Raw genomic sequence first — 26117 nt, 5'->3', positions numbered from 1 at the left:
CTCATCCATTCCGCAGCCAGGTCGAGAAAGCCTCCATGAAGAGGAGGACATAATCCGTCGCGGCGAAGTACAGGACCAGCAGGCCGCCGATCATGATGAAGGGCGTGGCGAGGAAGTAGACCGGAATCTGCGGCGTCAGCTTGTTGGTCAGCCCCACCGCCAGGTTTACCACCACGGAATAGAGAATGAACGGCGCGCTGATCCGAAGGGCGAGGACGAAGGCCACTCCGATCTGATCGACGAGCTGCGTCAGGGAAAGCCTTGCGCCGAAGCCCTCGCCGAGAGGAAGCCGGTCATAGGATGCGATGAGCCCGCGGAAGAACTCCCAGTGAAGATCAGAGAGGAAGAGGATGGCCGTGGCGACCATCATGATGAACGAGCTCACGGCAGGCAGCGGCTCCGCGTCGTCCACCGGCGCCCCCGGTATGCCGCCGAGGCCCAGCGCCATCGCTACGCCGTTCACCATGGTCTGGAGCGAGAGAAAATAGACGCGCGCCAGAAGACCGATCAGGAGCCCCGTCAGCATTTCCGAGGCGATATAGAGAAGGATGACCGCGGGAGCCTGAGAGTCGATTCCAGGACGGATCTTGTCGAACAGGACGGGTGCGAGAGCAAGGCTCGTGGTGAGAGCGATGAACAGGCGGACCTGAACCGGGATCCTGTTGCTCGAGAAGCCCGGGGCGATCATCAGACATCCGCCGATCCGGCAGAATATCAGGAAGATCGCCAGAAGGACCTGGGCGGCCTCCTGGCTCACGCGACCGTACCGAGGGAGTTGACCTCGACGCCGCGCGCAATTTCGAGATGGGACAGGACCGGCAGCGACGAGAACATGCGCTCGATGATCATGCGCACGTAGGGCCGCGCGTCGGGCGCCGTCACGATCGCGAAGGTCTTCACCTGCCCCATGCGGGTCTTGATGGCATCGGAGGCCTCCGCTCCGAACTGCTCGACAAGGCGCGGATCGATGTCGAACTCCACCACATCGCCTTTGGGATCGCGCTTCAAGCTCTGGTGGAACGCGATGTCCCATCTGTTGCCGAGGCGAAGGACATTCAGCGCACCGCCCTCCGCAAGATCGCCGCAGATCTGCTGGGCGATTCTCACCCGGACATGCTCGACCAGCTGCTCGGCGCGCCGTGCATGCGGAGCGATCTCGGCGATGGCCTCGAGGATGAGGCTCAGGTTGCGGATGGAAACGCGCTCGGCGAGGAGGAGCTTCAGCACCGATTGGAGGCCGGAATAGGAGATCTGCGACGGGCAGATGTCGTCGAGCAGCCGCTTGTACTCGGAATCGAGGCCGTCGAGCAGGTTGCGCACATCCTTGTAGGAGAGCAGCTGGGGCAGATTGTTGCGGATGACCTCGCTCAGATGGGTGAGAAGCACCGAGGCGCCGTCGACGGCAGCAAAACCCTGCCGCTTGATCTCGCTCACATAGACGTCCGACACCCACATCGCCTTCATGCCGAAAGCAGGCTCGCGCACCTCGTCGCCGGGGACATCAGGATGAGGGCCGTCGCCGAGCACCACCAGCAGATCGCCGGGACGGATCTCCTGCGTTGCGACGACGGTTCCGTGAATTTTGATCTGATAGCTTTTCGGCGGGATGATGAGGCTGTCGGAGAGCTTCACGTCCGGAAGCACGAAGCCGTAATCCTGCGCGAACTTCTTGCGCATCTTGCTCACCCGGTGCGCCAGGTCGCCATGCGAGCTTGCCAGATGCGAGGCGAGGTGCTTGCCGAGACAGAGCTCGATCTCGGCGAGCTTGAGGGATTCCTTGACCGAGTCGCGCGATTCGAGAAGGTTCTGCTGCTGCTCCTGCGCCAGCTTGGCCTTCTCCTGCGCCTCCTGATCGGCCCTCTGCTTCGGGATCGAATAGGCGATGAAGCCCATGCAGCATCCCAGCGCGAGGAAGGGGATCATGGGAAGGCCCGGCACGATGGCGAAGACGAACATCAGGGCCGCCGACACCATCAAGGCGCGGGGATAGGCGCCGAGCTGGCCGAGCACCGCCTGTTGCGCTTGTCCGCGCGTGCCGCCCTTGGACACCAGAAGACCGGCGGCGAGAGACACGACGAGGGCCGGGATCTGGCTGACCAGACCGTCGCCGACGGAGAGCTGAACGAAGACATCGGCCGCCTTCGAGAGCGGCATGCCGTGGCGGGTCACGCCGATGATGATGCCGCCGAAGATGTTGACGGCGATCGTGATCAGGCTCGCGACGGCCTCGCCGCGAACGAACTTGGAAGCACCGTCCATGGAGCCAAAGAAGGCGCTTTCCTCCTCAAGCTCGCGGCGTCGCTTCTGAGCCTCCTTCTCGTCGATCAGGCCGGCGGACAGATCGGCGTCGATCGCCATCTGCTTGCCGGGGATCGCATCGAGGGTGAAGCGCGCGCCGACCTCGGCGATACGGGTCGCGCCCTTCGTGATCACGAGGAAGTTGACGGTGATGAGGATGATGAAGACCACGATGCCGATGACGAAGTCACCGCTCATCACGAACTGGGAGAAGCCGCTGATCACATGGCCGGCGGCGTTGATGCCCTTGTGGCCGTCCGACAGGATCAGACGCGTCGACGCGATGCTGAGCGCCAGGCGCAACAGGGTTGCGATCAGGAGGACGGTGGGAAAGGCCGAGAACTCGAGGGGCTTCTGAATCCAGAGCGCCACCATGAGGATCAGGACGGAAAGGGCGACCGAGAAAGCCAGCCCCATATCGATCGCCAAAGGCGGAATGGGCAGGAAGAGGATGGCAAGGATGCCGACCACGGCGCCGGCGAATGCCAGATCCCTGCCGCGGCCCTGTTTCGAGACTTCACTTGAATCCATGTGCCTGTCAGCTCAGCAAACGAATGTTGAGACTGAGAGATGGACCATGAAGCTTGCGCGAGGGTCGCAAGGCTTTCGCTCGCGGGCGAGCGGGCTCCCGTCAGAACCCTGTTACGATCCGCCCGTAGACCAGCTCCGTAAAGGCGAAGATCTGCGAACCGACGAAGGTTCCGGTGACCAGGGACACGACCAGGATCGCGATGATCTTCGGGATGAAGGTCAGCGTCACTTCCTGGATCTGGGTGAGCGCCTGAACGAGTGCGATGACGATACCGATGATCATCGCGGCGGCAACCGCAGGCCCTGCCGCGATGATGACAGTCCAGATGGCAGCCCGAACCAGTTCGAGGGCGTCGACTTCGTTCATGATCAGCTCACGACGACGCCAGGCCCGAGAAGAACCGCCTCGCCGCCCTTGAGCTTCGCGACGGCGCCCTCGTTGGTGATCACGACCGACGTCACTTCGCCGGAGATCGTCCCGTCGAGGGTGGAGACCGTGCGGCCGATGACGCCATCGACCTGCGTAAGTGCGGCCGATGTTAGCAGGGCATCGAGCTTGGTGTTGGTTTTGACCGTCTGCTCGACCTGCGAGAACGTCGCGAGCTGAGACATGTATTCCGTCGACTTCATCGGCTCGGTCGGGTCCTGGTTCTTCATCTGAGCCATCAGAAGCTTCAGGAAGTTCTCATAAGTGGCCGTCGCCGTCGAGGATGTCCCGGACGTACCGTTGCTCTGGGCAGAGTAGGAGTTATTGACGGAACTGACATTCATGGTTCTGCTCCTAAAATCACGCGGCCTGTTCGGAGGCGACGGGGGCTTGGGCAGCCTCGGGCTCGAACAGCGTCCTGATGGCTTTGAGCGCCTCGAAGGTCCGGTTCTTCGCGACCAGCTCGCCTGCGCTCAGGAGCGCTTGCTTGACCGTCTCGTCGGTTGCGGACTGGACAAGCGATTCGTGCAGCTTCTGGAAAGCCCCCATGACCTTGTCGGCCTCCTGGGGATTGATCAGCAGCGACTGCACGACGAAGTACAGCTGGCGCATCGGCGTGGTTGCCTCGGACAGTTGCAGGACGTGGCTCTCCAGCAGGAAGCGCGCCTCGTTCAGCAGGCTCAAGGTGACCTTCTGGCTCACCGTCAGGACGGCGCCGTTGATGAAGATGCGCTCGCCGGCCTTGAGGGAGAATCGCATTTTGGCTTTCATTTCAGGCCCTCCTGAATCATGGCGTTGATATCGATCAGAGCCTCCAGGCTCCGCTGCTCTCCTCTGACCACGCGGTCGGATTCGCGCATGACCCAGAGTCCGATGGAAATGAGCTGGCCCTTCAGATTGTCGGGCAAACCGTTGTCCGGATGCCCCAGATCCTTGATCAGGAATGTCCAAAGCCGCTGAACGTAGACGATCGCTTCGATCATTTCCTGCGATTGGGCCGGCCTTCCCTCAGCGCCCTTCATCAGCTGAATCGCCTGTTCGAAAAGCTCGAATTCGCGCTGCCGGCATTCGGCTGAGGAGTCTTCAATCACTTCGGCATAAGAGAAACGATACATTACTCGACTCCAACAATCAGATGTAGTTGATCAGGTTCAGGCCCTTGAGCTGCGCCGTCAGCGAATATGACGTCTGAATCTGCGTCATCAGCTGATCGACCCTGATCTTCGCCTCGGCGGGATCGACGGCTTCCAGATGGGTGACCTTTTCATCCAGAATGTCCTTCTGGAGGCTCATCCGCTCGTTGGCCTGCTCGATCTTTTCCTGTGCGGCCCCGATCTTCGACTGGATCCCGGTCAGACCCGTCGTCGAATCCGACAACGTTTCCACCACCCTGTTGACAAGAACGGCGCGCGTCTCGGCATTGAGGTTATCGATGCCGAGATCGAGGATCATGGTGTAGGCCATGGTCAGTTTCTGGAACGCTTCGTCGTTCGCATTGACGGAAGTTTCGATCTTCTCCTGCGGCGAGATTCGGCTCTGCACATTCTCGCTGGAGGCGGACGACCAGTTCTGCCAGTCGGTTCCCTTGAAAAGATCCGCAAACGGTCCGTCCAGGAACGCCGTCATCTGGTCGGGGGTGATGGCCGATACGCCGGCCGCATCCTGAGCCATGCCGAAGCCGAGCGGCGGAGCTGCCGCGAACGCCGCATCGGTGGCTGCTTTCGCTGCCGACGGCGCGGGATTGCCGAAATAGTCGTTCAAAGGCTTCTTTTGCGAGTTCAGCCCACCGAAGATGAACTGATCGCCGGTGCTGCTGTTGAGCGAGGAAATCGCGCCTGCAAGATTGACCTGGGCCTGGTACTTGAGGGCGGCAATGCTCGATTCGCCGATCGGAGTCGCGATCAATGCATCCCTGAACTTGTCGGCATTGGTCCTGATCTGGTTCAGGCCCGTCGTCGCGGATTTGATCCGCAGGAGCGCAGTCGCATTGCTGTCCGTCAGCGCGTCGAGCTCCGCCCGGTCCTGACGCAGGGACAGGGTCTTCCCGGTCTTGTAGCCGAGCTTCAACCCGACATCGGATTCGCGGCCGGACACGAGTTCCTTGTTGGCCTTGATCAGATTGGTCTGAAGCTTGTCCAATGTCGACTTGGACGAATTCCAGAGGGACATTGTGGAGACGAAGGTCGTTCTCATGGCTTAGCCTACGATGCCGAGGAGGGTTTTGAGCATCTGATCGATGACCGACAAAAGCTTCGCCGAGGCGGAGTACGATTTCTCCAGCTGCAGCATGAGGGCCGTCTCGTCATCCATGTTGACGTCCGTCGCATTCGAAAGCGCTTCCGAGGCATGGCCGAGAAGCGTGTTCTGATACTCGACGCTCTGACTGGCGCTCTGGCGCGCATTCTCGATCCAGCTGCCCGAGAGGGACGCCAGGTTCTGCAGGGATGCGGTGGGACCGAATCCAAGCCCCGCAGCGATGGGGCGCTGAGCCGTCATCGCATCAGCCAAAGCGTAAAGGCGCTGGGAGAACGAGGCATTCGCGCCGCCGGCGGGGTTATAGACGTAATCCGCGCCGTTGACGCCGCCGTCCCGGATCTTATCGAAACTGCCGCCCTTGTTCGGATCGACCGCATCGTTGACCTTGATGAGGCCCGCAAGCCCCGCGGAGGCCGGCATGGTGGGAACGCCCGTGGCGCCGGCAAAGGTGAAAATTCCGGGCATGTCGGGCTGCGCCGCGCCGCTTTGATCGCTCTCGGCAAAGGCCGCGATGAGATTGCGGGCGATTTCATCGAGCTGCGCCTGGTAGTCGATCGTCACCTCGTCGCGCAGCTTCGCAAGGCCGACGAGATTACCGGAATTCAGAGGCATCAGCGCCCCTTCTCCCGTGACGCGGATCCCATCGATGAGCACGTCGCCGCCCGTCGTTCCGGCCCCAAAGACGGTCGTCGGTTTGAACGTCACCGGACGTGCGGTCCGGTCGAAAAGCGGCACGCCGCCATCCGTGTAAAGCGCGATGTCGTTGCCGGCGCGCGGAACGACCGTGATGCCGATTTCTTCGGACAATTGCGCGATCAGCCCGTCCCGCGTGTCCATGGCATCGCTGACATCGGCGCCGAGCGCCGTGCCGCTCACCACCTGCTGATTGGCCTTCTCGAACTTGGCGAGGAGATCGTTGATCCGCGTAACGGAGGCCGCCATGCCGCCGTCTGCCTCCAGGCGGACGGCCTGTATCGCGGCAGTCGCCTGGTTCAGCGAATCGGCCAGGTTCGAGGCCGCCTTGATGAAGGCCTGCGCCATCGCGGTGCTGTCGGGCGCATTGGCATATTGCTGGAGCGCGCTGTTCAAGGCGCCCACCCGCGCCGCAGGCGATTGATCGAGCTCGGGATCGCCGATGGTGGTCTGGCTCAGCTTCTGCAGCCCTTCGAGCAAGGCCTTCTGGGTTGCCGACGCGGAGGTCGTTTCCAGCATCTTCGTCAGAAGAGCCTGATCGCTCGCGCGCAGAACCGTGACCCGCGCAAACCCGCCGGTGGTCGTCAGAACGCCCAGCTTGCGGGAATAGTTCGGATCGGACGCGCCGGACGTGTTGCGCGACACGACCGCCATCTGCGATTGCGACGCCTGCAGCGACGAGCGTGCCGTGTTATAGGCGACAGACAAGGACATGGATCATGGACCCCGGAGCAAGAGAGGATAAGAACTACCGCTTCAGGTTCATCAGCACGTCGAGAAGCTCGGAGCCGGTCTGGAACACCTTCGAGTTCGCCGTGTAGCTCGTCTGGGCCTCGATCATGGCGGTGAGCTCCGTGCCGATATCCACGTTCGAGCCTTCGAGCGCGCCGGATGCGATGGAGCCGAAGCCCGACATCTCGGGGAAACCCACCTGATAACCGCCGGAACTCGCCGTCGTCTCGTAGACGTTGCCGGCGCGCGGATCGAGGTTGTCGGGACTCGGAACCGTCGCGAGCGGAATGCGGTAGGCGCCGACGCGGGTGCCATCCTCATAGACTGCATAGACGGTGCCGTCGGCCGCGAACTCCACATCCTTCACTGCGGACGGGGCGTTGCCGTTGGAGGTGCCGGTGACATTGTACTCGCCGGCAAGCTGCGTCATGCTGCCCATGTCGAGAGCGAATGTTTCGCCGCCGGGAATGCCGAAGCTGAGAACCGAAGGCCCGGTCAGTTGACCGTTCGCGTCGAAATTCAGATTCATCGTCGTTGTCCCGGTCAGCGGGCTGGCGGGGTCAGTACCGTTGAGGACCGTGATGCTCCACTGGGTGTCGCTGAGCTTCGACAACGCGATGTCGATTTTTACCGGATTGCCGACCTTGTCATAGACCTGAAGCGACGAGGCCTTGGTCACGCCGGTGTAAGTGCCCGCGACGTTCGTGTTGTTGAGAGGGTCCGTCGAGGTCAGAACCAGCTCCCCGGTGGGAGATGTCGAGGCACTGACTCCGCTGAGCGTGCCGGCTGCCACGGCCGCATTGATGCCCGCCGCCAGCTCGGCGCCGGTCTTTTGCGTCGTGACCGTGAACGTCTGCGTTGCTCCGCCACCGACGGTGAAGCTGATCTTCTCGCCGCTGTTCATGCCGGGGGCTGGGAAACTTACGCTTCCAGGCACGGCCGGAGGTCCGACGGGATCTGCGGCCGTGGCCGTACCCGTCGCCACTGCTGCTGGCGCGCTGTCCGGCAGATTGCCCTTGAAGGTTCCCTTCGTCGATCCCGTCGCCTGCATGGCGAAGGACGACATGTTGACCGGCACGACGCCGTCGAGGCTGTTGAGGGATGGATCGACCGCCCCCGCACCCAGCTTGTAGCCCATGAGCGTGAAGCCATAGGCGTTGACGAGATTTCCCGTCCGCCCGTCTTTGACGAAGTTGCCGGCGCGGGTCAGGTAAGGCGATCCGCTCGGGTCCGTCACGACGAAGAAGCCGTTGCCCGAGATCGCGAGGTCCGATGCCGAGGTCGTGTAGGCGATCGGTCCCTGATCGGCGATCGTGTAGCGAACCCTGCTGGTGACGGAGCCGGAATTGTAGCTGCCCTCGCTCGACGGCAGGATGAGAGACGAGAACTCCGTCGAAGCCCGCTTGTATCCGGTCGTGCTCGAGTTCTGAATGTTCTCGGCGACGGTACCCAGCTTGTTCGACTGTGCGTTCATGCCAGAGACGCCGCTACGAAGAACGCCATAAAGACTCATGAGAAACTCCTAGGGTTTCGAGCTGAACCTAACATCACCACGCTTGTGCGAGGCTGTGTTGCGATCCGGAACCACTTTGCATGGCGCCGGCATTTCTATTGTTTGAGGGCCTGAGCCAGATCCATGAAGGCATCGCGGCTCACGGGGCTGGAAGGATCCTGACGCAGCGCCTCGTAGATCTTCGGCACGAGGACGACGGCCTGATCGAGCTCGTGATCGTTGCCGGGATGGTAGCCGCCCATGAGCCGGAGATCCCTCGTGTCCTCATAGCGCGCGATCAGTCCGCGCAGGCGCCGCACGAGTTCCTTCTGATCCGGCGACCAGACATGGTCGGCGAGGCGCGAAATCGATCCTAGGACGTTGATCGCCGGATAGCGCCCCTGATCCGCGATCGACCGGTCGAGGACGATGTGCCCGTCGAGCGTGCCGCGGATGTTGTCGGCGACGGGGTCGTTGTGATCGTCTCCGTCGATGAGGACGGAGAAGATGCCGGTGATCGATCCCTGCCCCTCCTCGCCGGGTCCCGCCCGCTCGAGAAGGCGCGGCAGGTCGCTAAAGACGCTGGGCGTGTAGCCGCGCGCCACGGCTGGCTCTCCTGCGGCAAGCGCAACGTCCCGGGCGGCATGGGCGTAGCGCGTCACCGAGTCGACGATCAGCAGCACCGAGTCGCCGCAATCGCGGAAATATTCCGCGAGCGTCACGGCCGTTCTCGGCGCCTGGCGGCGCATCATCGGGCTCTCATCACCCGTGGACACCACCATGACCGACCTGGACAGGTTGGCGTGGATCGGACCTTCCAGGAACTCGCGCACCTCGCGGCCGCGCTCGCCTACGAGCGCAACGACGATGGTGTCGAAGCCTTCGCATTTCGCGAGCATCGTCAGGAGAGTGGATTTTCCGACGCCCGAGCCGGCGAAGATGCCGATGCGCTGGCCCTGACAGATGGGTGTGAACAGATCGATGGCCTTGACCCCGGTTCGCAGGGGCGTCGTAACTCTCGCCCGCGTCATCGCCGAGGGAGGCTCGGCATCGTTCGACACCGTGCGATGGCCCGGCACGAGGGTGCCGAGACCATCGAGCGGCTCACCGAGGGCGTTGATGACGCGCCCCTTCCAGCTCCGGTCGGGACTGAGCCCCGTATCGCCGACGATGAACGCCGGCATGCCGATCGCCGCGTCGATCCGGCCGTTGAAAGGTTTGACCGTGATGCCGCCGTCGTCGATACGCACGACCTCGCCGATCTGGGTCTTCTCCTGTGAAGAGAAGCCGACCCGGTCGCCGAGCCGGACGAACGGGGACAACCCTGCGACGCGATAATAGGTCGGGCTGACCTCGCGGATCGTGCCGCTGATCCTGACCCGGCGCTGTCCCGCCGTTTCGGTCAGGACGAATTCCTCAAGCTTCTGAAGGGCGTTCATCGCTGCCATCAAGAGCTGGGCCCAAGGGTCCGGATGGCATCCATGAAGGTCGACTCGCTTTCCTGAACCATTGTCGCGGCGCTGTCGAAGCTTCTTTGGACTGCGATCATCTTCGTCATTTCCAGGACCGGATTGACGTTGGATCCCTCACTGAATCCCTGCTGGATCCCGTTCGACGTGAAGTCCTGGACGACCTCGCCGGGGACGCTCGACAGGACGCCCGAATTCCCGAAACGCGTCAGCTTGCTCTCGTCCCTGAGGTTGAAGACGCCGATGGTTCCAGCCTGATTCGTGCCCTGGGTGATGGTTCCATCCCGCCCGATGGTTGGAGATCCCTCCATCGGATCGAGGGCGATGGGTGAGCCGCCGGCATCGAGAACCCGGTAGCCGTCGACGGTGAGAAGATCGCCGTTCTCATTCATCTTGAACCGACCGTCCCGCGTGTAGACGGGACCACCTGGACCCTGGAATGCGAACCACCCGTCGCCCTGGATGGCAACATCGAGCGGATTGTCCGTCTTGGTCATCGGGCCCGTGCGTCGGGAGACGAAGTTCTGTCCCGAGGAGGCGAACGAAACGTTCTCCTTCGCTGCAAGGGAGAGAATCTCCTCGAACTTGACCTCGTCGGCACGAAAGCCGCCCGTGTTCATGTTCGCAACATTGTTCGCAATCGTGTTGAGGCGTCTTTCCATGGCCACTTGCGCGGACAACGACACGTAAAGCGAAGATTGCATCGAGAGCTCCGGCTATCCACCGATCCTGCCGTTCAGCCTGGACCGGGCCTTTTGCGCGGCATCTGGCTGCCGCCTGTCATGCATTTCGATAGCGGGACAGCCTTGCATGAGGCTTGCTCTTCCGTTTCCAGCTTCGCGCAAGCCTCCGCGATTAGGACATCATCAACAGATTGGAATCGCAGAAGGACCACAGCTTTGGGCGTCTTGATCGGACTGGCTGTTGCCATCGGCTCGCTTGTCAGCGGCTATGTCGCCATGGGCGGTCACCTGGCCGTCATTTGGCAGCCTTGGGAATACGTCATCATCTGCGGCATCGCGATCGGCACGTTCATCATCGCCAACCCGATGGCGTTAGTGAAAGACACGGGCCGTGCGGCGCGGGAGGCGATCTCCGGAACGGTGCCGAAGAGGGACCACTACCTCTCGATCCTCGGCCTTCTCTATGCGCTCATGCGCGAGCTGAAGAACCGCCCCCGCAACGAGGTCGAAGGCCATATCGACCAGCCGGAAGAGTCCGAGATCTTCAAGGCCTTTCCGAGCGTGATCAAGGACAAGGACCTCACGCTCTTCATCTGCGACTATGCCCGCCTGATCATCATCGGCAACGCCCGCCCCCATGAGATCGAAGCGCTCATGGAGGAAGAGATCGCAACCCTCAAGCGCGACAAGATGAAGCCCTATTACTCCATCAATACCGTGTCGGAGGCCCTTCCCGCCCTCGGCATCGTGGCCGCCGTGCTGGGCATCGTGAAGGCTCTGGGCGCCATCGACCAATCGCCCGCAATCCTGGGTGGATTGATCGCCTCGGCGCTGGTCGGAACCTTCGTCGGCATTTTCATCTCCTATGCCTTCCTGTCGCCGCTCGCCAACAAGGTGAAGTCGACCCGTGAGAAGCAGACCCGGGTCTACGTCATCGTCAAGCAGGCACTCATCGCCTACATGAACGGCGCCCTCCCCCAGATCGCCGTGGAGCACGGGCGCAAGGGCATTTCCGTCGAATACCGCCCGACGATCGATGAAGTGGAGGCTGCCACCACCTCCGGCGGGCGCTCCGAAGAGCTGAAAGAGGCAGCCTGATCATGAGTGCAGCCCATAGCGCCACCGATATCCGCGACATGCTTCTGGATGCGGCCGGCCTGTCCATCGACCGCCTGCCGATGCTGCATGTGATCTTCGACCGCATGTCGACGAGCTGTGCCGAGCACCTGCGCCACATGGCGGCCTCGCCCATGTACTATTCCCTGAGCGGGATCGAGAGCGGGCGCATCACCGAGATCCTGGAGATGTACGAGGCCAATGCGGTCGCCGGCATCTTCCACGCTCCCGAGTGGGACAGCCACATCCTGATCGGCTTCGACCGCGACTTCATCTATACGATGGTGGAAATCCTGTTCGGGTCCGACGGTTCGGAGCCACCCGTCGAGGAGGCGCGCGGCTTCTCGAACATCGAACTGCGCATGGCGCAGACGCTTTTCGAGCAGGTAGCGAAGGCGCTTCAGGCCTCCTTCTCCCTGATCGTCGACACCAAGTTCAAGCTCGAGCGCATCGAGACCCGCATGGACTTCGCCATCATCGGGCGGAGAAACAACCAGGCGGTTGCGGCAAAGTTTCTCCTCCAGGCGCTCAACCGCGGCGGCGAGATGTTCGTCATCATCCCGCAATCGGTTCTGAACCCGATGCGGAAGGCTCTCTCCCAGGTCGTCACCGGCGAATCGTCGGGTCGCGATCCGCGCTGGATGAAGCAGATCGCGACGGAGGTGAAGAAGACCGAGGTCACGCTGAAGGCCGTTCTCGAAGAGCGCTTCCTCTCCCTCGGCGAGATCGCGGATCTCAAGGTCGGCGACGTGATCGAATTGCAGGCGACGCCGCGCAGCAGGATCAAGCTCGAAGGCAACCAGCAGGGCCTGTTCTGGTGCCATATCGGACAGTCCGAAGGATCCTACGTGCTCAAGGTCGACGAGCATATCGACCAGGAAAAAGAGTTTCTCGATGATGTCCTCCCTCGCTAACACGATTCTCTTCCTCGCCCTCGTGACGACCAGCGTCATGGTCGCCGTGATGTATGTGAAGCTGCGGAAGCTCGACCGGTACCATGCCGAGTATCAGCAGATCTTCGACAAGACCGGCACGGCGCTGACCGCGGCGCAGAAGGCGGTCGTGGGCTTCGGCGCCGAGGGCAAGGAAACCCTATCAGCACTGGCCCAGCGCATCGAAGAAGCGCAGGCCGTCGCACGGCAGCTTGAGGCTCTGACTCAAGAAGCACGCCAACAAATCCATTCCCGTTCCGGCATCGTCCGTTCGTAAGGCAGCTTTCCGATGACAAATCCCTTCGAGACCAAAGGCCAAGACAAGGCAACCTGGCAGGACAGCGCTTTCGGCAAGGGCGCCGACGGCTCCTCTCTCCAGGACGAAAAGCTGGGCAGCGGACGGAATCTGGACTCCATCCTGCGCATTCCGGTGACGATCCAGGTCGTCCTCGGCTCTGCTACCATGCCGGTTGCCAACCTGATGAAGCTGGGACGCGGGGCGATCGTTCCCCTCGATCACAGGGTCGGCGAGCCGGTCGACGTGGTCGTGAACGGCCGCATCATCGCGCGAGGCGAGGTGGTCGTGGTCGAAGACGACAATTCGCGCTTCGGCATCTCGCTGACCGAGATCGTCGGACCCCCGACGAATGATATGAACGGCTGAAGTGGCACTCCTGCATGGTCGCGCATGTTCCAATGAAGGCAAACGGCACCAAGGTCCTCAAAGGGCCTGAGCGCGTCGCCACACTCCTCTTCGCCATGGGGAAACCTGCGGCCAGCAAGATCCTCAAGCACTTCTCCGAAGAGGAAATCCGCCTCGTCACCAAGTCGGCCGCTCAGCTGGGGCCCGTATCGCCGGCGCAGATCGAGCAGCTGGTCGAGGAATTCGCCTCGAATTTCTCCGACGGCGCCGATCTGATCGGCGGCGCGGCGCATATCGAGAAGCTTCTGACGGGCATCTTAAGCCCGGAACAGATCTCCAACATCATGAGCGAGGTTGTCGGAAACGCCAACCGCAGCATCTGGGAGCGGATCTCCACCGTGTCCGAGAGCGCCATCGCCTCCTACCTGATGAAGGAGCATCCGCAGACGGCGGCGCTGATCCTGTCGAAGGTGAAGCCGTCCTGCGCAGCCAAGGTCATGACGCAGCTGCCGCAGCCGTTGCGCAACAATCTCATGCGCCGCATGCTGAGCATGAAGCCCATCGTCGACGAGACGATGAAGAATATCGAGAAGACCTTGCATGAAGATTTCATGGCAAACTTCTCCAAGAATGCCGGTGCCGATACGCACGCGAAGATTGCGGACATCATCAACAAGATGGAACGCGATCACATGGAGGACGTGCTGACCAGTCTCTCGACCGTGCGTCCGAAATCGGCCGAGATCCTCAGGGGCCTGCTCTTCACCTTCGACGACATCGTGAAGCTGACGCCCAAGGACCGCACGACCCTCTTCGATCAGGTCCCGCCGGACCGCGTCGTCCTTGCCCTCAAAGGCACGAACGAGGAATTCCGCAAGGTCGTTCTCTCCGCCCTCTCGTCGCGCGTGCGCCGCATGATCGAGCACGAACTCAACAGCAAGGAGCCTTCGGCACATCGCGATATCGCGGAAGCAAGGCGGACGATCACCGATCTGGCGCTGGAAATGGCCGGAAGAGGAGAAATCGTCATCAATTCAGAGGCCGAGGATGAGGCCTACTTCTAGAGCATCGGACCCAAAAGTGGGTCCACTTTTGGGGTTGAATCCGATGCTCCTCCTCTTGGCTAGCGCATCGTTAGGCGCGGAAAGCCGGATCCACCTTTCCGCACGATGCGCTAACACGCGAACTCCGGTCGATGTCTGATACCGACGATAAGGACAGCAAGACAGAAGCGCCGTCCGACAAGAAGGTCCGCGACGCCATCGAGAAGGGAAACATTCCCTTCTCGAAGGAAGCGCCGATGTTCGCCTCCATCCTCGGCATCCTCCTCGTGCTGGCCTTCGCGGCTCGCAGCGCCACGAAGGGGGTGACCGAGAAGCTGTCGCTGTTCGTCAACCGTCCGGAAGATTTTCGCCTCGAGACCGGCGCGGATGCCGCCGCCCTGATCCATGCGGTGGCGCTCGAAGTCGGTCAGTTCCTTGTTCCCACGATCTTGATCCTCGCCGGCTGCAGCCTGGCGGCATCGATCCTGCAGAACGTCCCATCCATCGTCGCGGAGCGGATCAGGCCGCAATGGAACCGGATATCGCCGGTCGGCGGCTGGAAACGGATCTTCGGTCGCCAGGGTCTGGTGGAGTTCCTGAAGTCGCTGTTCAAGTTCGGAACGGTATCTCTCGTCTGTCTTCTGCTCCTGAAGTCGGAGCAATACAAGGTCTTGAATGCCATGCTCAGTGATCCCTCTCTCCTGCCGGAGCTGATGTTGACCATGGCGATGCGCCTCGTATCCGCCATCGCGATCGCCACCATCGTCCTCGTGGCCGCGGATCTTCTGTGGGCTCGCTTCAAATGGCATAGCGATCTGAAGATGACGAAGCAGGAGGTCAAGGAAGAGTACAAGCAGATGGAAGGCGACCCGATGGTCAAGGCGCGCATGCGCTCGCTGGCCCAGGACCGCACCCGCAAGCGCATGCTCGCGGCTGTTCCGAAGGCCACCTTCGTGATCGCCAACCCGACCCATTTCGCCATTGCCCTGCGCTATGAGCGCAGCGAGGCGGCCGCGCCCATCGTCGTCGCCAAGGGCAAGGACCTTATCGCACTGAAGATCCGCGAGATCGCCGAGGCGAGCGGTATCCCCGTGATCGAGGACAAGCCTCTGGCAAGGTCCATGTACGACCATGTGGAAATCGATCGGATGATTCCTCCCGACTTCTACAAAGCGGTCGCCCAGATCCTGTTCTACATCCTCACGAGGTCGAAATGAGAAGCCTGTGCAGCGTCGACATGGCAGCACTGTTGAGAGGCCATTGGGACATTCAAGCCTTCGAGGAAGTCCTGGCCTGCAACATCAAGGACGTGATCGCCGAATTCTGCCTGACCGATGCGGATATCATCAGGTTCTACGCTGACAACCACCTGCACGGCAACATGGGCGACATCATGATGTCCTCGGCGGAGCTCTTCTTCAAGGGAGAGACTCTGTCATATGGCTGTGCCGCCAATACCGGAACCGATCAGGGCGATTCCTCCATCGTCTTCGATATGGAATTCGTTCATGGCGCCGTCACCGTGTTCTTCCAGCTGATCTTCGGCAACCGGGACATCGGCGTGACGATCACCCGAATCATCCTCGATGACAGTCTCGATGAGGCCGATTTCGACCCCTCGTCATTCGCGCGCATCCTCTCCTCCGCTCGTTTGCGGCCGCTGCCGTTGCGGTTCATGTCGTCCTATTGCCAGGACGAGACCGTTCGGCACTGAGTCATGCAGCGTAGACACCCCATCATCGTAGTTCTTCTCGGAGTGTCGGGCACGGTCTCGGCTTGCAACTCGACCGACATGCTTTACAGCCAGGGCCCATGGGGGCCTGCGCAGGTTCGCAGGTCCTATCCGGAATATGCCGCCCCCTGGGGTCGACGAACCGTCGTCGTGACGCAGCATGCCGTCGAGGGACCCGCTATCCTCTATCCGGACGGAGCCGTGATCGAGGCTCCCGGAGTTCAGCCACGGCGCTACGAGGTGTTTGCGGAAGTCGACATGCCGCCGGCTCCAGGCTTTCACGTCCCGAAGGGTCCGGCCGAACCCCTCCTCGATCCGCGTGCGATCGCCACGCCATCGCCTTTGCCCGCAAGCCCGCCGATCCTCGCGGACGGTCAGGCTGCCGCTCCGGTCCAGGCGAGTCCGCCCGGCATGTTTACGAGCCCCAAGCGCGCATCGTCCTATGCAGGATCCTGGAGCGCCACAATCGGCACGTCGCGCTGCAAGGTCCAGCTCTCGAGCGTTCCCTCGCTGGATCTCTACAAAGCCTCGACGCAAGGGTGCTCGCAGGACGCAATGCGGGGCGTGAACGGTTGGAGCTTCCGCGACGATCAGGTCGTTTTGTTCTCACGCGGCCAGCCGGTGGCACGCCTGTCCGGCGCAGAAGCGTCGCTGAGCGGCAGTTTAAGCAATTCGAGCGCCGCTATCACAATGACACGCTAGGATGTGGAGCCCGTCGGAGGCCGGCGCTCAGCCGTCCGACGAGGCCGTCTGCCCCTTGCTCAGGCCTGGCGCATCGGCGCAGAAGCCTCGTGCGGCGGGTGTCCATTGTCCGAAGCCGGTCGCGACCATGTTCGTGATGACGCGGCAGACATAGCGCTTTTGCGCCGGATCGTTGTTCGGACCGGCGTGGTAACGGGCAACCGCCATGGTCCAGGTGTCGTGACGGGACTTCAGCTCGCGCAGAAAGCGGGCGGCATATTCCACGTTGGTGCGTGGATTAAGCATTTCCCCGAGAGAGCTGAAGTTCTCGCGGTGATAGAGATGATTGATCTGCATGCAGCCAAGATCGATCAGCCTCGCACCGGATCGGCTGGCTGCCTCGAATTGCTGGATCGCCTCGGCCGCGCTCGTGGCAAAGACGGCGCGTCCTTCGATGTTCATCGCATAGGGTTGCAGGCTGCCGCGCCGGCCGGTTTCCGTCAATCCGACCGAGTAGAGCATGCCGAGGGGCACACCGTATTTGGCCGAGGCGCGCATCATTTCGCGTTCGCATAGGCCCGAGGGCGATTGGGCTGCAGCCGGCTGAAAGCTAAAGATAGACCCCGCCAGAGCCGCTGCTGCCAGAAGCGTGAGCCTGGTCCGAGCCTTTGCGGATGTCCGAGCTGCCTCGCTCCTGCTGATCCTGCCGATGACGGGAGGAATCGCCCTGCCCCGATGCTGCGCCCTGCTCGAAGGATTGGCCTTGCGATTGCGATCCCTGCTGGGGACGCTGGAAGGAAGAACGGTCATTTGCAGCAGCTTCAGTGGAATGAATGGTGATCGCGTCCGGGCGATATCCGGAGACCCGCAGGAGGCTCGACAGCTTCTCTGCGTCGTTTCTGAGTAGTTCGGCCGTCTCCTCGCTCTCGGCCTGGATTTCCATCTCAAGGCCATCGCCGGCAAGCCGCATCTTGATCGTCACGAGGCCGAGTTCGGCGGGTTTCAGCTGAAGATGAAGGACCCGGAGAGCACCGGCAGAGGCTTTCGCGGTGGCAACCCGGTTCAGGCCGTCACTCGGCATCGACGAGTGTTGAACTGTCGACAGGCTCTCGACATCGTCGAGAATCGCCCCGGCGATCTGCTGGAGCGTTCCGGCCGGCAGCGAGGTGGCTTCCGCCTTCGAACTGCCCATCTGCTGCGCTCCCTGCGTTTCGGAACGATCTTTGCGCGGCTCAACCGCAATCGTCTGCGCACCCTCCGCCTCCTTGGAGGCCTCTGAAACTACGGGAGCTGGCGCATTGCTCGAGACCGCTTGCATGGTGGATGGACGATCGCTCTGCGGAGTTCCAGCGGATCTTGCCGCTTTGAGCGTATGGGCCAAGATTTCGTTCGTGGCCGATCCGGGCTCTGCTGCACCACCAGCTTCCGGACCCGCGGGCGCGAGATCAAATCCCTCGACGATCGGCCTGAAATGGGTTTCCTGCTTCTGGACGCTGATCGGAAGTCTCGCTCCCAGCCCCGGATTCGTCAGATCGATTTCGCTGCCGCTCTGCTGCGACAGAAGCAGGTTGAGTGCTCCCCCGGATGAACCCGATTGCCTGTCGCCCACTCGTTCACCGTTGCCCGCCTGTTCCAGAATGCGGGGCAACAGCCCTTCGATGACGGAGATGGCAGAGCCTGCGGTCTGCAAACCTGTCGCATCGCCAAGGCCGTTGTCCGACAGCGCATTCGAAAGCAGCGCCTGCAGCGAATCGCTTTCATCCGACGAGAGGTTCGTTTCCGGCCCGTCAGTCTCATCGCCTGGAAAAGCGAAATCCTGAAGAGCGGACGTCTTACCGTCCTTTTGGAGATTGCCCGACAAATTCTCCAGGAGAGCATCGAAGCCCTGCGCCGCGGAGTTGCCGTTGCCCTCGTGCCCGTCCGGAGAGACCGAGCGGCTTCGAGCCGATGAGGCGTCAGCAAGTCTCGGGGAGGGTTGCGGCAGAATGTCGAGCCGGCTCATGGTCTCATCAAGCCCTACTTCTTGATCAATTTGTCGACGCGGCTGAGCGCGTCACGTGCTTTGGATAGCGATTGAAGCTGTTCCAGTCCTTGCGCGGGTTGGTTTTCGGCCACTTTCGTCGCGACGGGCTTTGCCTCTCTTGTTTGGCTCTCCGCCATGCCGGGCAGGTTGCGTATCTGGCCTGCCATTGCGAGGGCAGAATCCAGCAGGCTCACGTCGCTCACCGCCAGAATGGAACGGTCGAGTCCGCGCAGTTCGTCGACGGCGCCGGCGATGCCCTCCGGCGAGGTGATCGCCGATGCGGCCCGGTAGAGTTTCGCCCTGGCAGCGCTCGCCTTGTCCTGCCCGACCAGCTCCTGGGCCTTGTCCGCCATCATCCGAGCCGAAATTGTCAATCCCTGCTCGATCGAGGCGCGGGCGGCCAGAAGATAGAGTTCGAGCCGCGCGCTTGGCTCAAGCTCGGACATCATCGCCACGATGCCGTCGAACCGCGCCGATTCCTTTCCGAAGTCGATTCGCGTGAGGGCGGAGGCGAGGCGCTGCCGGAAATTGCCCGCATAGATGGAGTGCCTGTAGCGGCGCAGGTATTCGGTTGCCAGGGACTGGAACTTTTCGACATTGTTTGTCTGGCTTGCGACGAAGACCTGTCTTCGCAGCGCCGCCTCCTCGAGAAGCGTTCCAGGCGCCTGCAGGCGAACGAAATCGAGCAGCTCGTCGGATTTCGCCGCGCTCTTGCGCACGACGAGTGCCGATTGAACCAGTGCCAGCTGCGCACCGAGCGTCGGAGGGAGCGCGCGGGGATCGAGAGCAGCCAGCGCATTCTGCGCTGCCTCTTCCCGCCCCTCCACATAGGCGAGTGCTCCTTCGATCAGGGGACGCTCTGTCTCCGACAGAACCTCGGAACCCTGCTCCAGAAGCTTTCTCAGAATGTCCGGCTTGCCGCCACTCAGGACGAGAGAAACGGCTGCGCGGACATTCCTGCTGTTGTGCCAGGTTTCCGGCGGCAGGCTCATGAACCGGTCGTCGAGAATTCCGAGAAGGCCGCGCTGTCCCAGATGCGCCTCCGTCGAGCCCACGGCAATCTGATCCTGCATCAGGTGCAATGTCCGCACGAGCTGGACAGGACCGGGTACGCCCGGCGCAATAGCCTCCTGCTCGACTTGCGGTTCCGCTGCGGATGATTGCTCCGTCTCGGACATTGCCGCGGCGGAGGAAACCGTGAGCGAGAACGCGAGGATCGCCTGTAAAAGTCCTTTCACCGCGATCACTCCTGCAAAAGGATCTCGACCCGGCGGTTCTGATCCGCCTTCGGATCGCTCGGGATCTTCGGGTCCCTGTCGGCATGACCTTCGACACGCACGATCCGGCTTTCGTTCAATCCGCCCCGCACGAGCATGTACAATGCCATCTGAGCTCGTGCATGGGACAGACGCCAGTTGTCGTAATTGGCCGATTTGAAGGGCCGCGCATCCGTATGACCGCGGATCACGATCTTGCCTGGGCGCGACTGAAGGATCTTGGCGATTTCCGCCATCGCCTTCACGACCTTCGAATGCGGCTCGGCCGAGCCGACTGCGAACATCGTAAAATCAAAGTCGTCCGTCAGGCTGATGAGCGTTCCTGCTCCCGTGCGCCGCACCTCGACATGGGGTTGCGGCGAGGCGTCCTTCGATGTCTGGACGGCTTTGAGAATCTCTCTCTTCAGCTCGGCAGCCTTCCGGTCGGCATCCGTCAACGCATCAGCAGCCTGGGCATTGCCGGCCGCTGCTGCGTCGGTTGGGACGCTCTGTCCGTCCCGAGCAGCTGTAGCAATCTTCGAATCCTGCTTGCCTGCTGTTGCCTTCAAGGCAGCGACGGCGTCCATTACCGCCTTCGGCGGTGCGGGAGCGGCGGTTCCAGGCTTTGCCGGCGTCTCCGTCTTCAGCTCGTCGATGGGGGCGACCTGCCAGTAGAGTGGATCGAACGGATCTCTGAAGGCTTCGCCCGCTTTGAGGCCCGGCATGTCGCTTTCGCCAGGCGTGACGTCGGCCCCGAGGGTGTCGTGCGGGTTAGGTTCGACTTCGTCGGCAATGCGCGCGAGCACCGCGTAAGGATCCTGGAAGAGCGCGCCCTCCTTGAACCGCGGCTTGCGCAGCTGGTGGGACTTTCCGCCGGTCCCCTCGCCGCTTCCCTTTTCCTTGCCGTCCTTGGTGTTGTCCGTCTCGTTGTCCGGCGGCACGTTTTGCGGGTCGTCGAGCCCCTTCTTGTTCGGAGTCGATTCGGCGAGCTGGACAGGATTGAAATAGTTGGCGACGCCGCTGCGTGTCTCTTCGTCCGTCAGGCTGATCAGCCACATCACGAGGAAGAAAGCCATCATGGCGGTCATGAAGTCCGCATGAGCGATCTTCCACGCGCCTCCCTTGACGACATCCTCGCCGTCGCCGCCTCGGCGGACGATGACGATTTCCTGCTTTTCCGCGGTAGCCATGACCTGTCAGCCTTCCAGGGCCTGCTTCAGGCGGCTCGACCACGAGTCAAACTGCGTCCGAAGCGTTGTATCGCGGGCGACGACGCTGACTTCAACGTGCTCGCCCGGACAAAATTCGATTGCCTCTCCGTGGGATCCCATCCGCTCCTTCATCGACAGCAGCAGGTCCTCAGGTCCCGTGATTTTGAGGAGCTTGGGCTCGCCTCCCGACAACACGGTTGCCAGAGCCTCCTCAAGTTCCTCAAGCGTCTTCTGACGCATCGCATCCGACACGAAAGGTCTGAGAATGCTGGCGACCCGTTCGGACAGGAGCGCCTCGATGCGCCCAAACCCTTCCAGGAGCTGTGCCGCGATCTGCGTTGCCTGCTGATCGACCCACGCCTCGCGCTCGGCCTGCATCTCGCGCTCGAAGCGCTTCGCCTCCGCCGTTACCGCCTCCTCGACGGCGAGGCGGGCGCTTTCCCTTTCCTCGGCGCGCACCTTTGCCTCGACCGCTTTGAGCAGCTCTGCCTGCCGGTCGATCACCGGCGGTGGCGGCTCCGGCATCGGTTCGGGCGAAGCCTTGGCGGCTCTCAGAAGTCCGATCCCGAGTGCGTCGCCGGCTGACTTGGGCGAGAAATCCGCCAGCAGGCTGGCGATCGTCACGGCCATCACGCAGCCTCCCGCCCGAGCCACTGCTTGAGCACGGCTGCGGCCTGCTCCTCGCTGAGCTCGACGATCTGTTCGAGCTTGCGCTGCGGCGTCCGCGGCATCTCGATGAGGTTCTGACCGGCCTCGGCATCGGCGAGCTGCAGGGCAGTTCCAGCCTCCGCGCTGTGCTCGAGAGCTTCCTCGGCCTCTGCTGCGGCGATGGCAGCCGCCTGCTCCCTTTGGAGCTCGAGATCAGCCTGGTGGCGCGCCACGAGCATTCTGACTGCGGGGCGCAGCCCGAACCAGATCATCATGGCGCAGAGTGCGAGAATGGTCAGGGCATTCACGACCGTTCCGAACTGGCGCATGAGAATCTCGCTGAGCGACGGCCCGGCAACCGGCTGCAGCATGCCCCCGTCGTCGACGAAGCTCACGGCAGCAACCTTGATCTGGTCGCCGCGGGGCTTGTTGAATCCGGCAGCAGACGACACGAGCTGCTCGATCTCCGCGATCTTGGCATCCATGTCCGCCGGGGTCGCCTTCTCCCCGAGCAGGGATGCGATGCGAGACTTGTTCACCAGCACGGCCACCGACAGGTTCCTGATCTGGTAGCCGTCGCTGATCGTCTGGATCGTCTTGGAGGAAATTTCGTAGTTCGTCAGCTCCTCACGGCGCTGATTGTCCTCGCTGGCACTCTCGCCCGATTCGGCGCGGACGTTCTCGTCCGGCAGGTTCTGCTGGACCGTCGTAGGCTTCTGGCCGCTTCGGTTCTGCGAGACCTCGGTCTCCTTGATCGTCCGGGTCGACCGTTCGACCTTCGATTCCGGATTGTAGATCGTCTCGTTCGTGCTGACCTTGTCCGTGCTCAGGCGTGCCGCGACGCTGACCTCGAAATTGCCCGTTCCGAGATAGGGCATGAGGGTACGCCGCACATTATCCTGGATCTCGAGGCCGACAGTCTTTTCGAGGCGGGCCATCTTACCGGTCGAGGCGTTCGCCGCGTCGTCGCCCGACATCAGCAGCGTGCCGTCGGTGTTCATGACGGTCACTTTGTCGACGGCCATTCCGGGGATGGCTGCAGCGACGAGATGCCGGATCGCCTGCGCCGACGACGCATCGTCCGAGGGAACCGTGCGGATGACGACGGAGGCGGAAGGCGGCTGCTGCTCGCGGCGGAAGGAGCCGCGTTCCGGCAGGACGATGTGAACACGGGCAGCCTTGATGCCCTTCATCCCCTGGATCGTTCGGGAAAGCTCGCCTTCCAGCGCCCGCACCTTGGTCACCTCCTGCATGAAGGAGGTCAGGCCGAGGGAACCCAGATCGTTGAAGAGCTCATAGCCGGATTTCGTGCTGTGCGGCAGGCCCTTCTCCGCAAGAAGCATGCGGGCCTGGGCCGTGTTGCCGTAGCTGACGAGGAGCGCCGTTCCATCCGCGCTCACATCGAAGGGGATGCCGGCATCCTTGAGGACGGCACCCATGCGCCCGACATCCTCGCGGTCGAGACCCGTATAGAGCGTCTCCTGCGCGGGACGGCTCAGGTAATAGGCACCGATGCCGACCGACAGGAAGACCGCGAGACCGATCGCCGCCAAGGCTGCGAGGCGGCGAGCGCCCAACAGCATCAAACTAGTCCATAGTCTTTCGGCATGTTGACGACCGGGCATAGGAAATCTCGATATTATGAGTCTTGTCGAGATCAGTTTTGCGCCGTCAACCTTGTGCGAGGGTTGCTGGCCGTCGCGCGGCCGGGAAAAAGTGGGTCATCAGAAATACGACCGGACCAGTCCGCTCACGAGAATATTCCAACCGTCGATCAAGACGAAGAAGAGGATCTTGAACGGCAATGCGAGAACGGTCGGCGGCATCATCATCATGCCCATGGACATCACCAGGGTGGCAACGATCATGTCGATGACGAGGAACGGAAGCGCGATCAGGAACCCTATCTCGAAGCCGCGGCGGAGCTCGGAGATCATGAAGGCCGGAATCAGGATCCTGAGGTCGATCTTCTCGCCCTCGCTGGGCTTGGGATAGTTCACCGCCGCAAGATCGCTGAACATCTGCAGGTCCTTCGGCCGCACATGGGTCAGCATGAATTCACGGAACGGCTCGGTCGTCTTGGTGAAGGCCTCGGCCTCCGAAATGCGGTTCTCCGTCAGGGGCCGGACGCCATCGTTCCATGCCCGGTCGAAGGTCGGCCCCATGACGAAGAACGTCATGAACAGCGAAAGGCTGATGAGGAAGATGTTGGCCGGAGTGCTCTGAAGGCCGAGGCCCGAGCGCAGGAACGAGAAGGCGACGACGAAGCGGGTGAAGCTGGTCACCATGATCAGAAGGCCAGGTGCCAGCGACAGGACGGTCAGCAGAACGACGAGTTGGATGATTCGCCCGCTGACGGCCCCGTCCCCAGCGGGAATGAGCGATTCGAGGCTCGGGACCTGGGCGCTGGCGCTTGTTGCGAGGAGCAGAAAGGCGCCGAGGGTCATGAAGCGAAACGGCATGAATCAAATGGCTTTCGGATAAGTGGATCTCAAAAACGCAAACTGAAAACGGGTTACTGAACGATCAGGGTCTCGAGGACCAGCTCCTGAATGGCGCCCTTCGAGCGCAGTTTGACGCGCTCGTTGAGATCCTCCCGCAGATGAAGCAGCCCGCTCGGCCCCTGGATCTGGGCGAGCGACAGGGTGCGAACATAGGCGAGAATGTCCTGCCTCGTTTCGGCCGCAACCACGTCGGGGTTCTGCTCTCCGCCGGCCTTGTAGACGATCGAGGCCTCCAATCGGACCCAATCGCTCTCCGAGCCCGTCAGATTGGTCACGACGGGAGCGAGCTTCTTGATGGCGATATCGCCGGTATAGGGGCTGACGACCTCAGGCTTCTTCGGGAGGGCCTTGTACTTCTCCTCGACCTGCTTCTGGATTCCCGACACCATGACGAGGCCGAACCCGCCGCCGATGGCGGCCGAGAGCAGCGTCAGGAGACCGAGCGTCAGCAGCCACCGCAGCGAGCCCTCTTTGGGTGTCGCGCGGTCGGAAGGTGGCGGGAGCGCCAGAGCCTTGGCCATCGGGTTCGCGTCCTGTGGTGTTCGCTAGAAGGGCGCCACGATGTCGTAGAGCTGCTGTCCGTAAGCCGGCTGCTGGACCTCCATGAGGCGCCCGCGGCCACCATACGATACGCGCGCTTCGGCGATCTTGTCGTAGCTAATGGTGTTTTTCGGCGAGATATCGCGCGGGCGCACGATGCCGGCGATGTTGAGAACGCGCACCTCGAAGTTCACGCGAACCTCCTGCGACCCGCTGATCACAACGTTGCCGTTGGGCAGAACCTCGTTGACCACCGCCGCCACGGAGAGCCGCAGCTTCTCGGAGCGATCGATCGTGCCCTGTCCTTTCGAGGAGGAGGAGGAATCGACGCCGAGATCGCCGGTGCCCTCCGCGTTCCAGCCCTGGAAGGAAAATGCATAATCCAGCCCGGCGCCGATCGAAGAGCGACGCGACCTGTCGCTCGCATTGTCGAACTCGGCCTTGTCGTCGATCTGGATATTGACCGTGACGATGTCACCGACCTGCCGCGCACGGGGGCTGGTGAAGAGATCGGCGCTGGCATTGCTCCATGTCGAGTTCGGAGCGGAACGCCCCGCCGCCTTGAACAGATGCGGAAGCGGCTCGCGCTCCACCGCGATTCCGGAGCCGACCGGCGTCATGCCCGGCTCACGCCCGAAATCCTCAGGTCGCGTTGCGCAGGCGCCAAGAAAGCACAGGCCGGCAATGACGATAAGGTTTTTCAATTTTGCCTCACAGCGTTCTTGTCCCGCTTGGGAGCATCGGTGATGACATTGGCCAGTTGAGCCGCCCGCGCGGGCTCCATCTCGTTCAGCACCGCGCTCGCCACTCTGGGGTTCAGCCTGGCGATGACGGCGGCTGCGATTTCCTCGTCCATGTTGGTGAGCTGGAGAGCCGCTGCATCCGGGCGCATGCGGGCATAGATCGAGACCACCGTCTCGTCCGCCCTCTCGAGAACCTCGTTGCGGCGACGGAGCCACTCTTCATACTCGGCGCGCTTGGCTTCGAGCACCTTGATGCGGCTCTCGATTTCCTTCTCCATGTCGGCGAGCGCCTGCTTCTGGAGGGCAAAGCGGGCATCCGCCGCGGCATCGGCAATGTTGGCACAGAACTGGTTGCTCTTGGGCGCGGCTTCGGCATTCTGGGCCAGAGCAGCGCCCGGCATTGCGAGAGCGAGGGTGAGACCCGCAAAAGCCGCCGCTTTATGAATTGCCTTGATCATCGTGGC

At 62.2% G+C, this 26117-nt stretch carries 29 protein-coding genes; 8 read left to right on the top strand and 21 right to left on the bottom strand.

Annotated elements, in window-relative coordinates:
• Nucleotide 1: 1 nt before the first annotated feature.
• From fliR to flgF, 11 genes are all read right to left on the bottom strand, one after another.
• Nucleotides 2–757, bottom strand: a complete 756-nt coding sequence (fliR, locus tag JKL46_RS02720) for a flagellar biosynthesis protein FliR (protein ID WP_201829873.1) — start codon at nucleotides 755–757, stop codon at nucleotides 2–4.
• The gene (gene flhA, locus JKL46_RS02715) at nucleotides 754–2829 is read right to left on the bottom strand and encodes a flagellar biosynthesis protein FlhA (protein ID WP_201829872.1); all 2076 of its coding nucleotides are present in this window, start codon (nucleotides 2827–2829) and stop codon (nucleotides 754–756) included. The genes fliR and flhA overlap by 4 nt, the downstream gene beginning before the upstream one ends.
• Nucleotides 2830–2929: 100 nt before the next feature.
• Nucleotides 2930–3196: a flagellar biosynthetic protein FliQ gene (locus JKL46_RS02710; protein WP_201829871.1), complete on the bottom strand. Its 267-nt coding sequence runs from the start codon at nucleotides 3194–3196 to the stop codon at nucleotides 2930–2932.
• 2 nt (nucleotides 3197–3198) lie between these two features.
• Nucleotides 3199–3600 carry a flagellar hook assembly protein FlgD gene (gene flgD, locus JKL46_RS02705; protein ID WP_201829870.1) on the bottom strand — a complete coding sequence of 134 codons (402 nt, stop codon included), beginning with the start codon at nucleotides 3598–3600 and terminating at the stop codon, nucleotides 3199–3201.
• 16 nt (nucleotides 3601–3616) lie between these two features.
• Nucleotides 3617–4027 carry a flagellar biosynthesis repressor FlbT gene (flbT, locus tag JKL46_RS02700; RefSeq protein WP_246529104.1) on the bottom strand — a complete coding sequence of 137 codons (411 nt, stop codon included), beginning with the start codon at nucleotides 4025–4027 and terminating at the stop codon, nucleotides 3617–3619.
• Nucleotides 4024–4371 carry a flagellar biosynthesis regulator FlaF gene (flaF, locus tag JKL46_RS02695; RefSeq protein ID WP_201829869.1) on the bottom strand — a complete coding sequence of 116 codons (348 nt, stop codon included), beginning with the start codon at nucleotides 4369–4371 and terminating at the stop codon, nucleotides 4024–4026. Before flaF ends, flbT begins: the two co-directional genes overlap by 4 nt.
• Nucleotides 4372–4387: 16 nt before the next feature.
• Entirely contained in the window at nucleotides 4388–5449 is a 1062-nt protein-coding gene (locus JKL46_RS02690) for a flagellar hook-associated family protein (RefSeq protein WP_201829868.1), read from the bottom strand.
• A gap of 3 nt (nucleotides 5450–5452) precedes the next feature.
• A complete protein-coding gene (flgK, locus tag JKL46_RS02685; protein ID WP_201829867.1) occupies nucleotides 5453–6919 on the bottom strand; it encodes a flagellar hook-associated protein FlgK in 1467 nt (488 codons plus the stop codon).
• A 34-nt stretch (nucleotides 6920–6953) separates the two neighbouring features.
• Nucleotides 6954–8450: a flagellar hook protein FlgE gene (locus JKL46_RS02680; RefSeq protein WP_201829866.1), complete on the bottom strand. Its 1497-nt coding sequence runs from the start codon at nucleotides 8448–8450 to the stop codon at nucleotides 6954–6956.
• 95 nt (nucleotides 8451–8545) lie between these two features.
• Nucleotides 8546–9868 (bottom strand): flagellar protein export ATPase FliI, encoded by a 1323-nt coding sequence (gene fliI / locus JKL46_RS02675; protein ID WP_201829865.1) that lies wholly within the window; start codon nucleotides 9866–9868, stop codon nucleotides 8546–8548.
• An 8-nt stretch (nucleotides 9869–9876) separates the two neighbouring features.
• Nucleotides 9877–10602, bottom strand: coding sequence for a flagellar basal-body rod protein FlgF (gene flgF / locus JKL46_RS02670; protein WP_201829864.1), 726 nt, complete (start codon nucleotides 10600–10602; stop codon nucleotides 9877–9879).
• 195 nt (nucleotides 10603–10797) lie between these two features.
• On the opposite strand from flgF, the gene motA reads away from it, so the two are divergent.
• The 8 genes from motA to JKL46_RS02630 all read left to right on the top strand — a co-directional run bounded on the left by motA (nucleotide 10798) and on the right by JKL46_RS02630 (nucleotide 16749).
• Nucleotides 10798–11679: a flagellar motor stator protein MotA gene (motA, locus tag JKL46_RS02665; RefSeq protein ID WP_201829863.1), complete on the top strand. Its 882-nt coding sequence runs from the start codon at nucleotides 10798–10800 to the stop codon at nucleotides 11677–11679.
• 2 nt (nucleotides 11680–11681) lie between these two features.
• Entirely contained in the window at nucleotides 11682–12611 is a 930-nt protein-coding gene (locus JKL46_RS02660) for a flagellar motor switch protein FliM (protein WP_201829862.1), read from the top strand.
• Complete coding sequence (locus JKL46_RS02655) at nucleotides 12592–12906, top strand: hypothetical protein (RefSeq protein WP_246529103.1); 315 nt, start codon at nucleotides 12592–12594, stop codon at nucleotides 12904–12906. Before JKL46_RS02660 ends, JKL46_RS02655 begins: the two co-directional genes overlap by 20 nt.
• 111 nt (nucleotides 12907–13017) lie before the next feature.
• Nucleotides 13018–13293, top strand: a complete 276-nt coding sequence (gene fliN, locus JKL46_RS02650; protein WP_201830029.1) for a flagellar motor switch protein FliN — start codon at nucleotides 13018–13020, stop codon at nucleotides 13291–13293.
• 32 nt (nucleotides 13294–13325) lie between these two features.
• Nucleotides 13326–14336 (top strand): flagellar motor switch protein FliG, encoded by a 1011-nt coding sequence (locus JKL46_RS02645; protein WP_201829861.1) that lies wholly within the window; start codon nucleotides 13326–13328, stop codon nucleotides 14334–14336.
• A gap of 131 nt (nucleotides 14337–14467) precedes the next feature.
• Entirely contained in the window at nucleotides 14468–15532 is a 1065-nt protein-coding gene (gene flhB / locus JKL46_RS02640) for a flagellar biosynthesis protein FlhB (protein ID WP_201829860.1), read from the top strand.
• Nucleotides 15529–16029, top strand: coding sequence for a hypothetical protein (locus JKL46_RS02635; protein ID WP_201829859.1), 501 nt, complete (start codon nucleotides 15529–15531; stop codon nucleotides 16027–16029). The genes flhB and JKL46_RS02635 overlap by 4 nt, the downstream gene beginning before the upstream one ends.
• 3 nt (nucleotides 16030–16032) lie before the next feature.
• A complete protein-coding gene (locus JKL46_RS02630; RefSeq protein WP_201829858.1) occupies nucleotides 16033–16749 on the top strand; it encodes an AprI/Inh family metalloprotease inhibitor in 717 nt (238 codons plus the stop codon).
• A 27-nt stretch (nucleotides 16750–16776) separates the two neighbouring features.
• Here the strand turns inward: JKL46_RS02630 and JKL46_RS02625 are convergent, their stop codons facing one another.
• The 10 genes from JKL46_RS02625 to JKL46_RS02585 form a co-directional block, all read right to left on the bottom strand.
• Nucleotides 16777–17286, bottom strand: a complete 510-nt coding sequence (locus JKL46_RS02625; RefSeq protein ID WP_343074005.1) for a transglycosylase SLT domain-containing protein — start codon at nucleotides 17284–17286, stop codon at nucleotides 16777–16779.
• Between the two features lie 52 nt (nucleotides 17287–17338).
• A complete protein-coding gene (gene fliK, locus JKL46_RS35340; protein WP_246529101.1) occupies nucleotides 17339–18730 on the bottom strand; it encodes a flagellar hook-length control protein FliK in 1392 nt (463 codons plus the stop codon).
• Nucleotides 18731–18744: 14 nt separating this feature from the next.
• A complete protein-coding gene (locus JKL46_RS02620; RefSeq protein ID WP_201829856.1) occupies nucleotides 18745–19989 on the bottom strand; it encodes a chemotaxis protein MotC in 1245 nt (414 codons plus the stop codon).
• Between the two features lie 5 nt (nucleotides 19990–19994).
• The gene (locus tag JKL46_RS02615) at nucleotides 19995–21197 is read right to left on the bottom strand and encodes a MotB family protein (RefSeq protein ID WP_201829855.1); all 1203 of its coding nucleotides are present in this window, start codon (nucleotides 21195–21197) and stop codon (nucleotides 19995–19997) included.
• A gap of 6 nt (nucleotides 21198–21203) precedes the next feature.
• Nucleotides 21204–21848, bottom strand: coding sequence for a hypothetical protein (locus JKL46_RS02610; protein WP_201829854.1), 645 nt, complete (start codon nucleotides 21846–21848; stop codon nucleotides 21204–21206).
• Nucleotides 21848–23491 (bottom strand): flagellar basal-body MS-ring/collar protein FliF, encoded by a 1644-nt coding sequence (gene fliF, locus JKL46_RS02605; RefSeq protein ID WP_201829853.1) that lies wholly within the window; start codon nucleotides 23489–23491, stop codon nucleotides 21848–21850. The genes JKL46_RS02610 and fliF overlap by 1 nt, the downstream gene beginning before the upstream one ends.
• Nucleotides 23492–23590: 99 nt before the next feature.
• Nucleotides 23591–24313 (bottom strand): flagellar type III secretion system pore protein FliP, encoded by a 723-nt coding sequence (gene fliP, locus JKL46_RS02600; RefSeq protein WP_246529118.1) that lies wholly within the window; start codon nucleotides 24311–24313, stop codon nucleotides 23591–23593.
• Nucleotides 24314–24381: 68 nt separating this feature from the next.
• Nucleotides 24382–24891: a flagellar basal body-associated FliL family protein gene (locus JKL46_RS02595; RefSeq protein WP_201829851.1), complete on the bottom strand. Its 510-nt coding sequence runs from the start codon at nucleotides 24889–24891 to the stop codon at nucleotides 24382–24384.
• A gap of 24 nt (nucleotides 24892–24915) precedes the next feature.
• Nucleotides 24916–25614 carry a flagellar basal body L-ring protein FlgH gene (gene flgH / locus JKL46_RS02590; RefSeq protein ID WP_201829850.1) on the bottom strand — a complete coding sequence of 233 codons (699 nt, stop codon included), beginning with the start codon at nucleotides 25612–25614 and terminating at the stop codon, nucleotides 24916–24918.
• Complete coding sequence (locus JKL46_RS02585; RefSeq protein WP_201829849.1) at nucleotides 25611–26111, bottom strand: MotE family protein; 501 nt, start codon at nucleotides 26109–26111, stop codon at nucleotides 25611–25613. The genes flgH and JKL46_RS02585 overlap by 4 nt, the downstream gene beginning before the upstream one ends.
• Nucleotides 26112–26117: the final 6 nt, after the last annotated feature.

This window comes from Microvirga zambiensis WSM3693 (genome assembly GCF_016735695.1).
Classification (GTDB): domain Bacteria; phylum Pseudomonadota; class Alphaproteobacteria; order Rhizobiales; family Beijerinckiaceae; genus Microvirga; species Microvirga zambiensis.
This window is presented reverse-complemented; position numbering and strand designations above follow the sequence as displayed.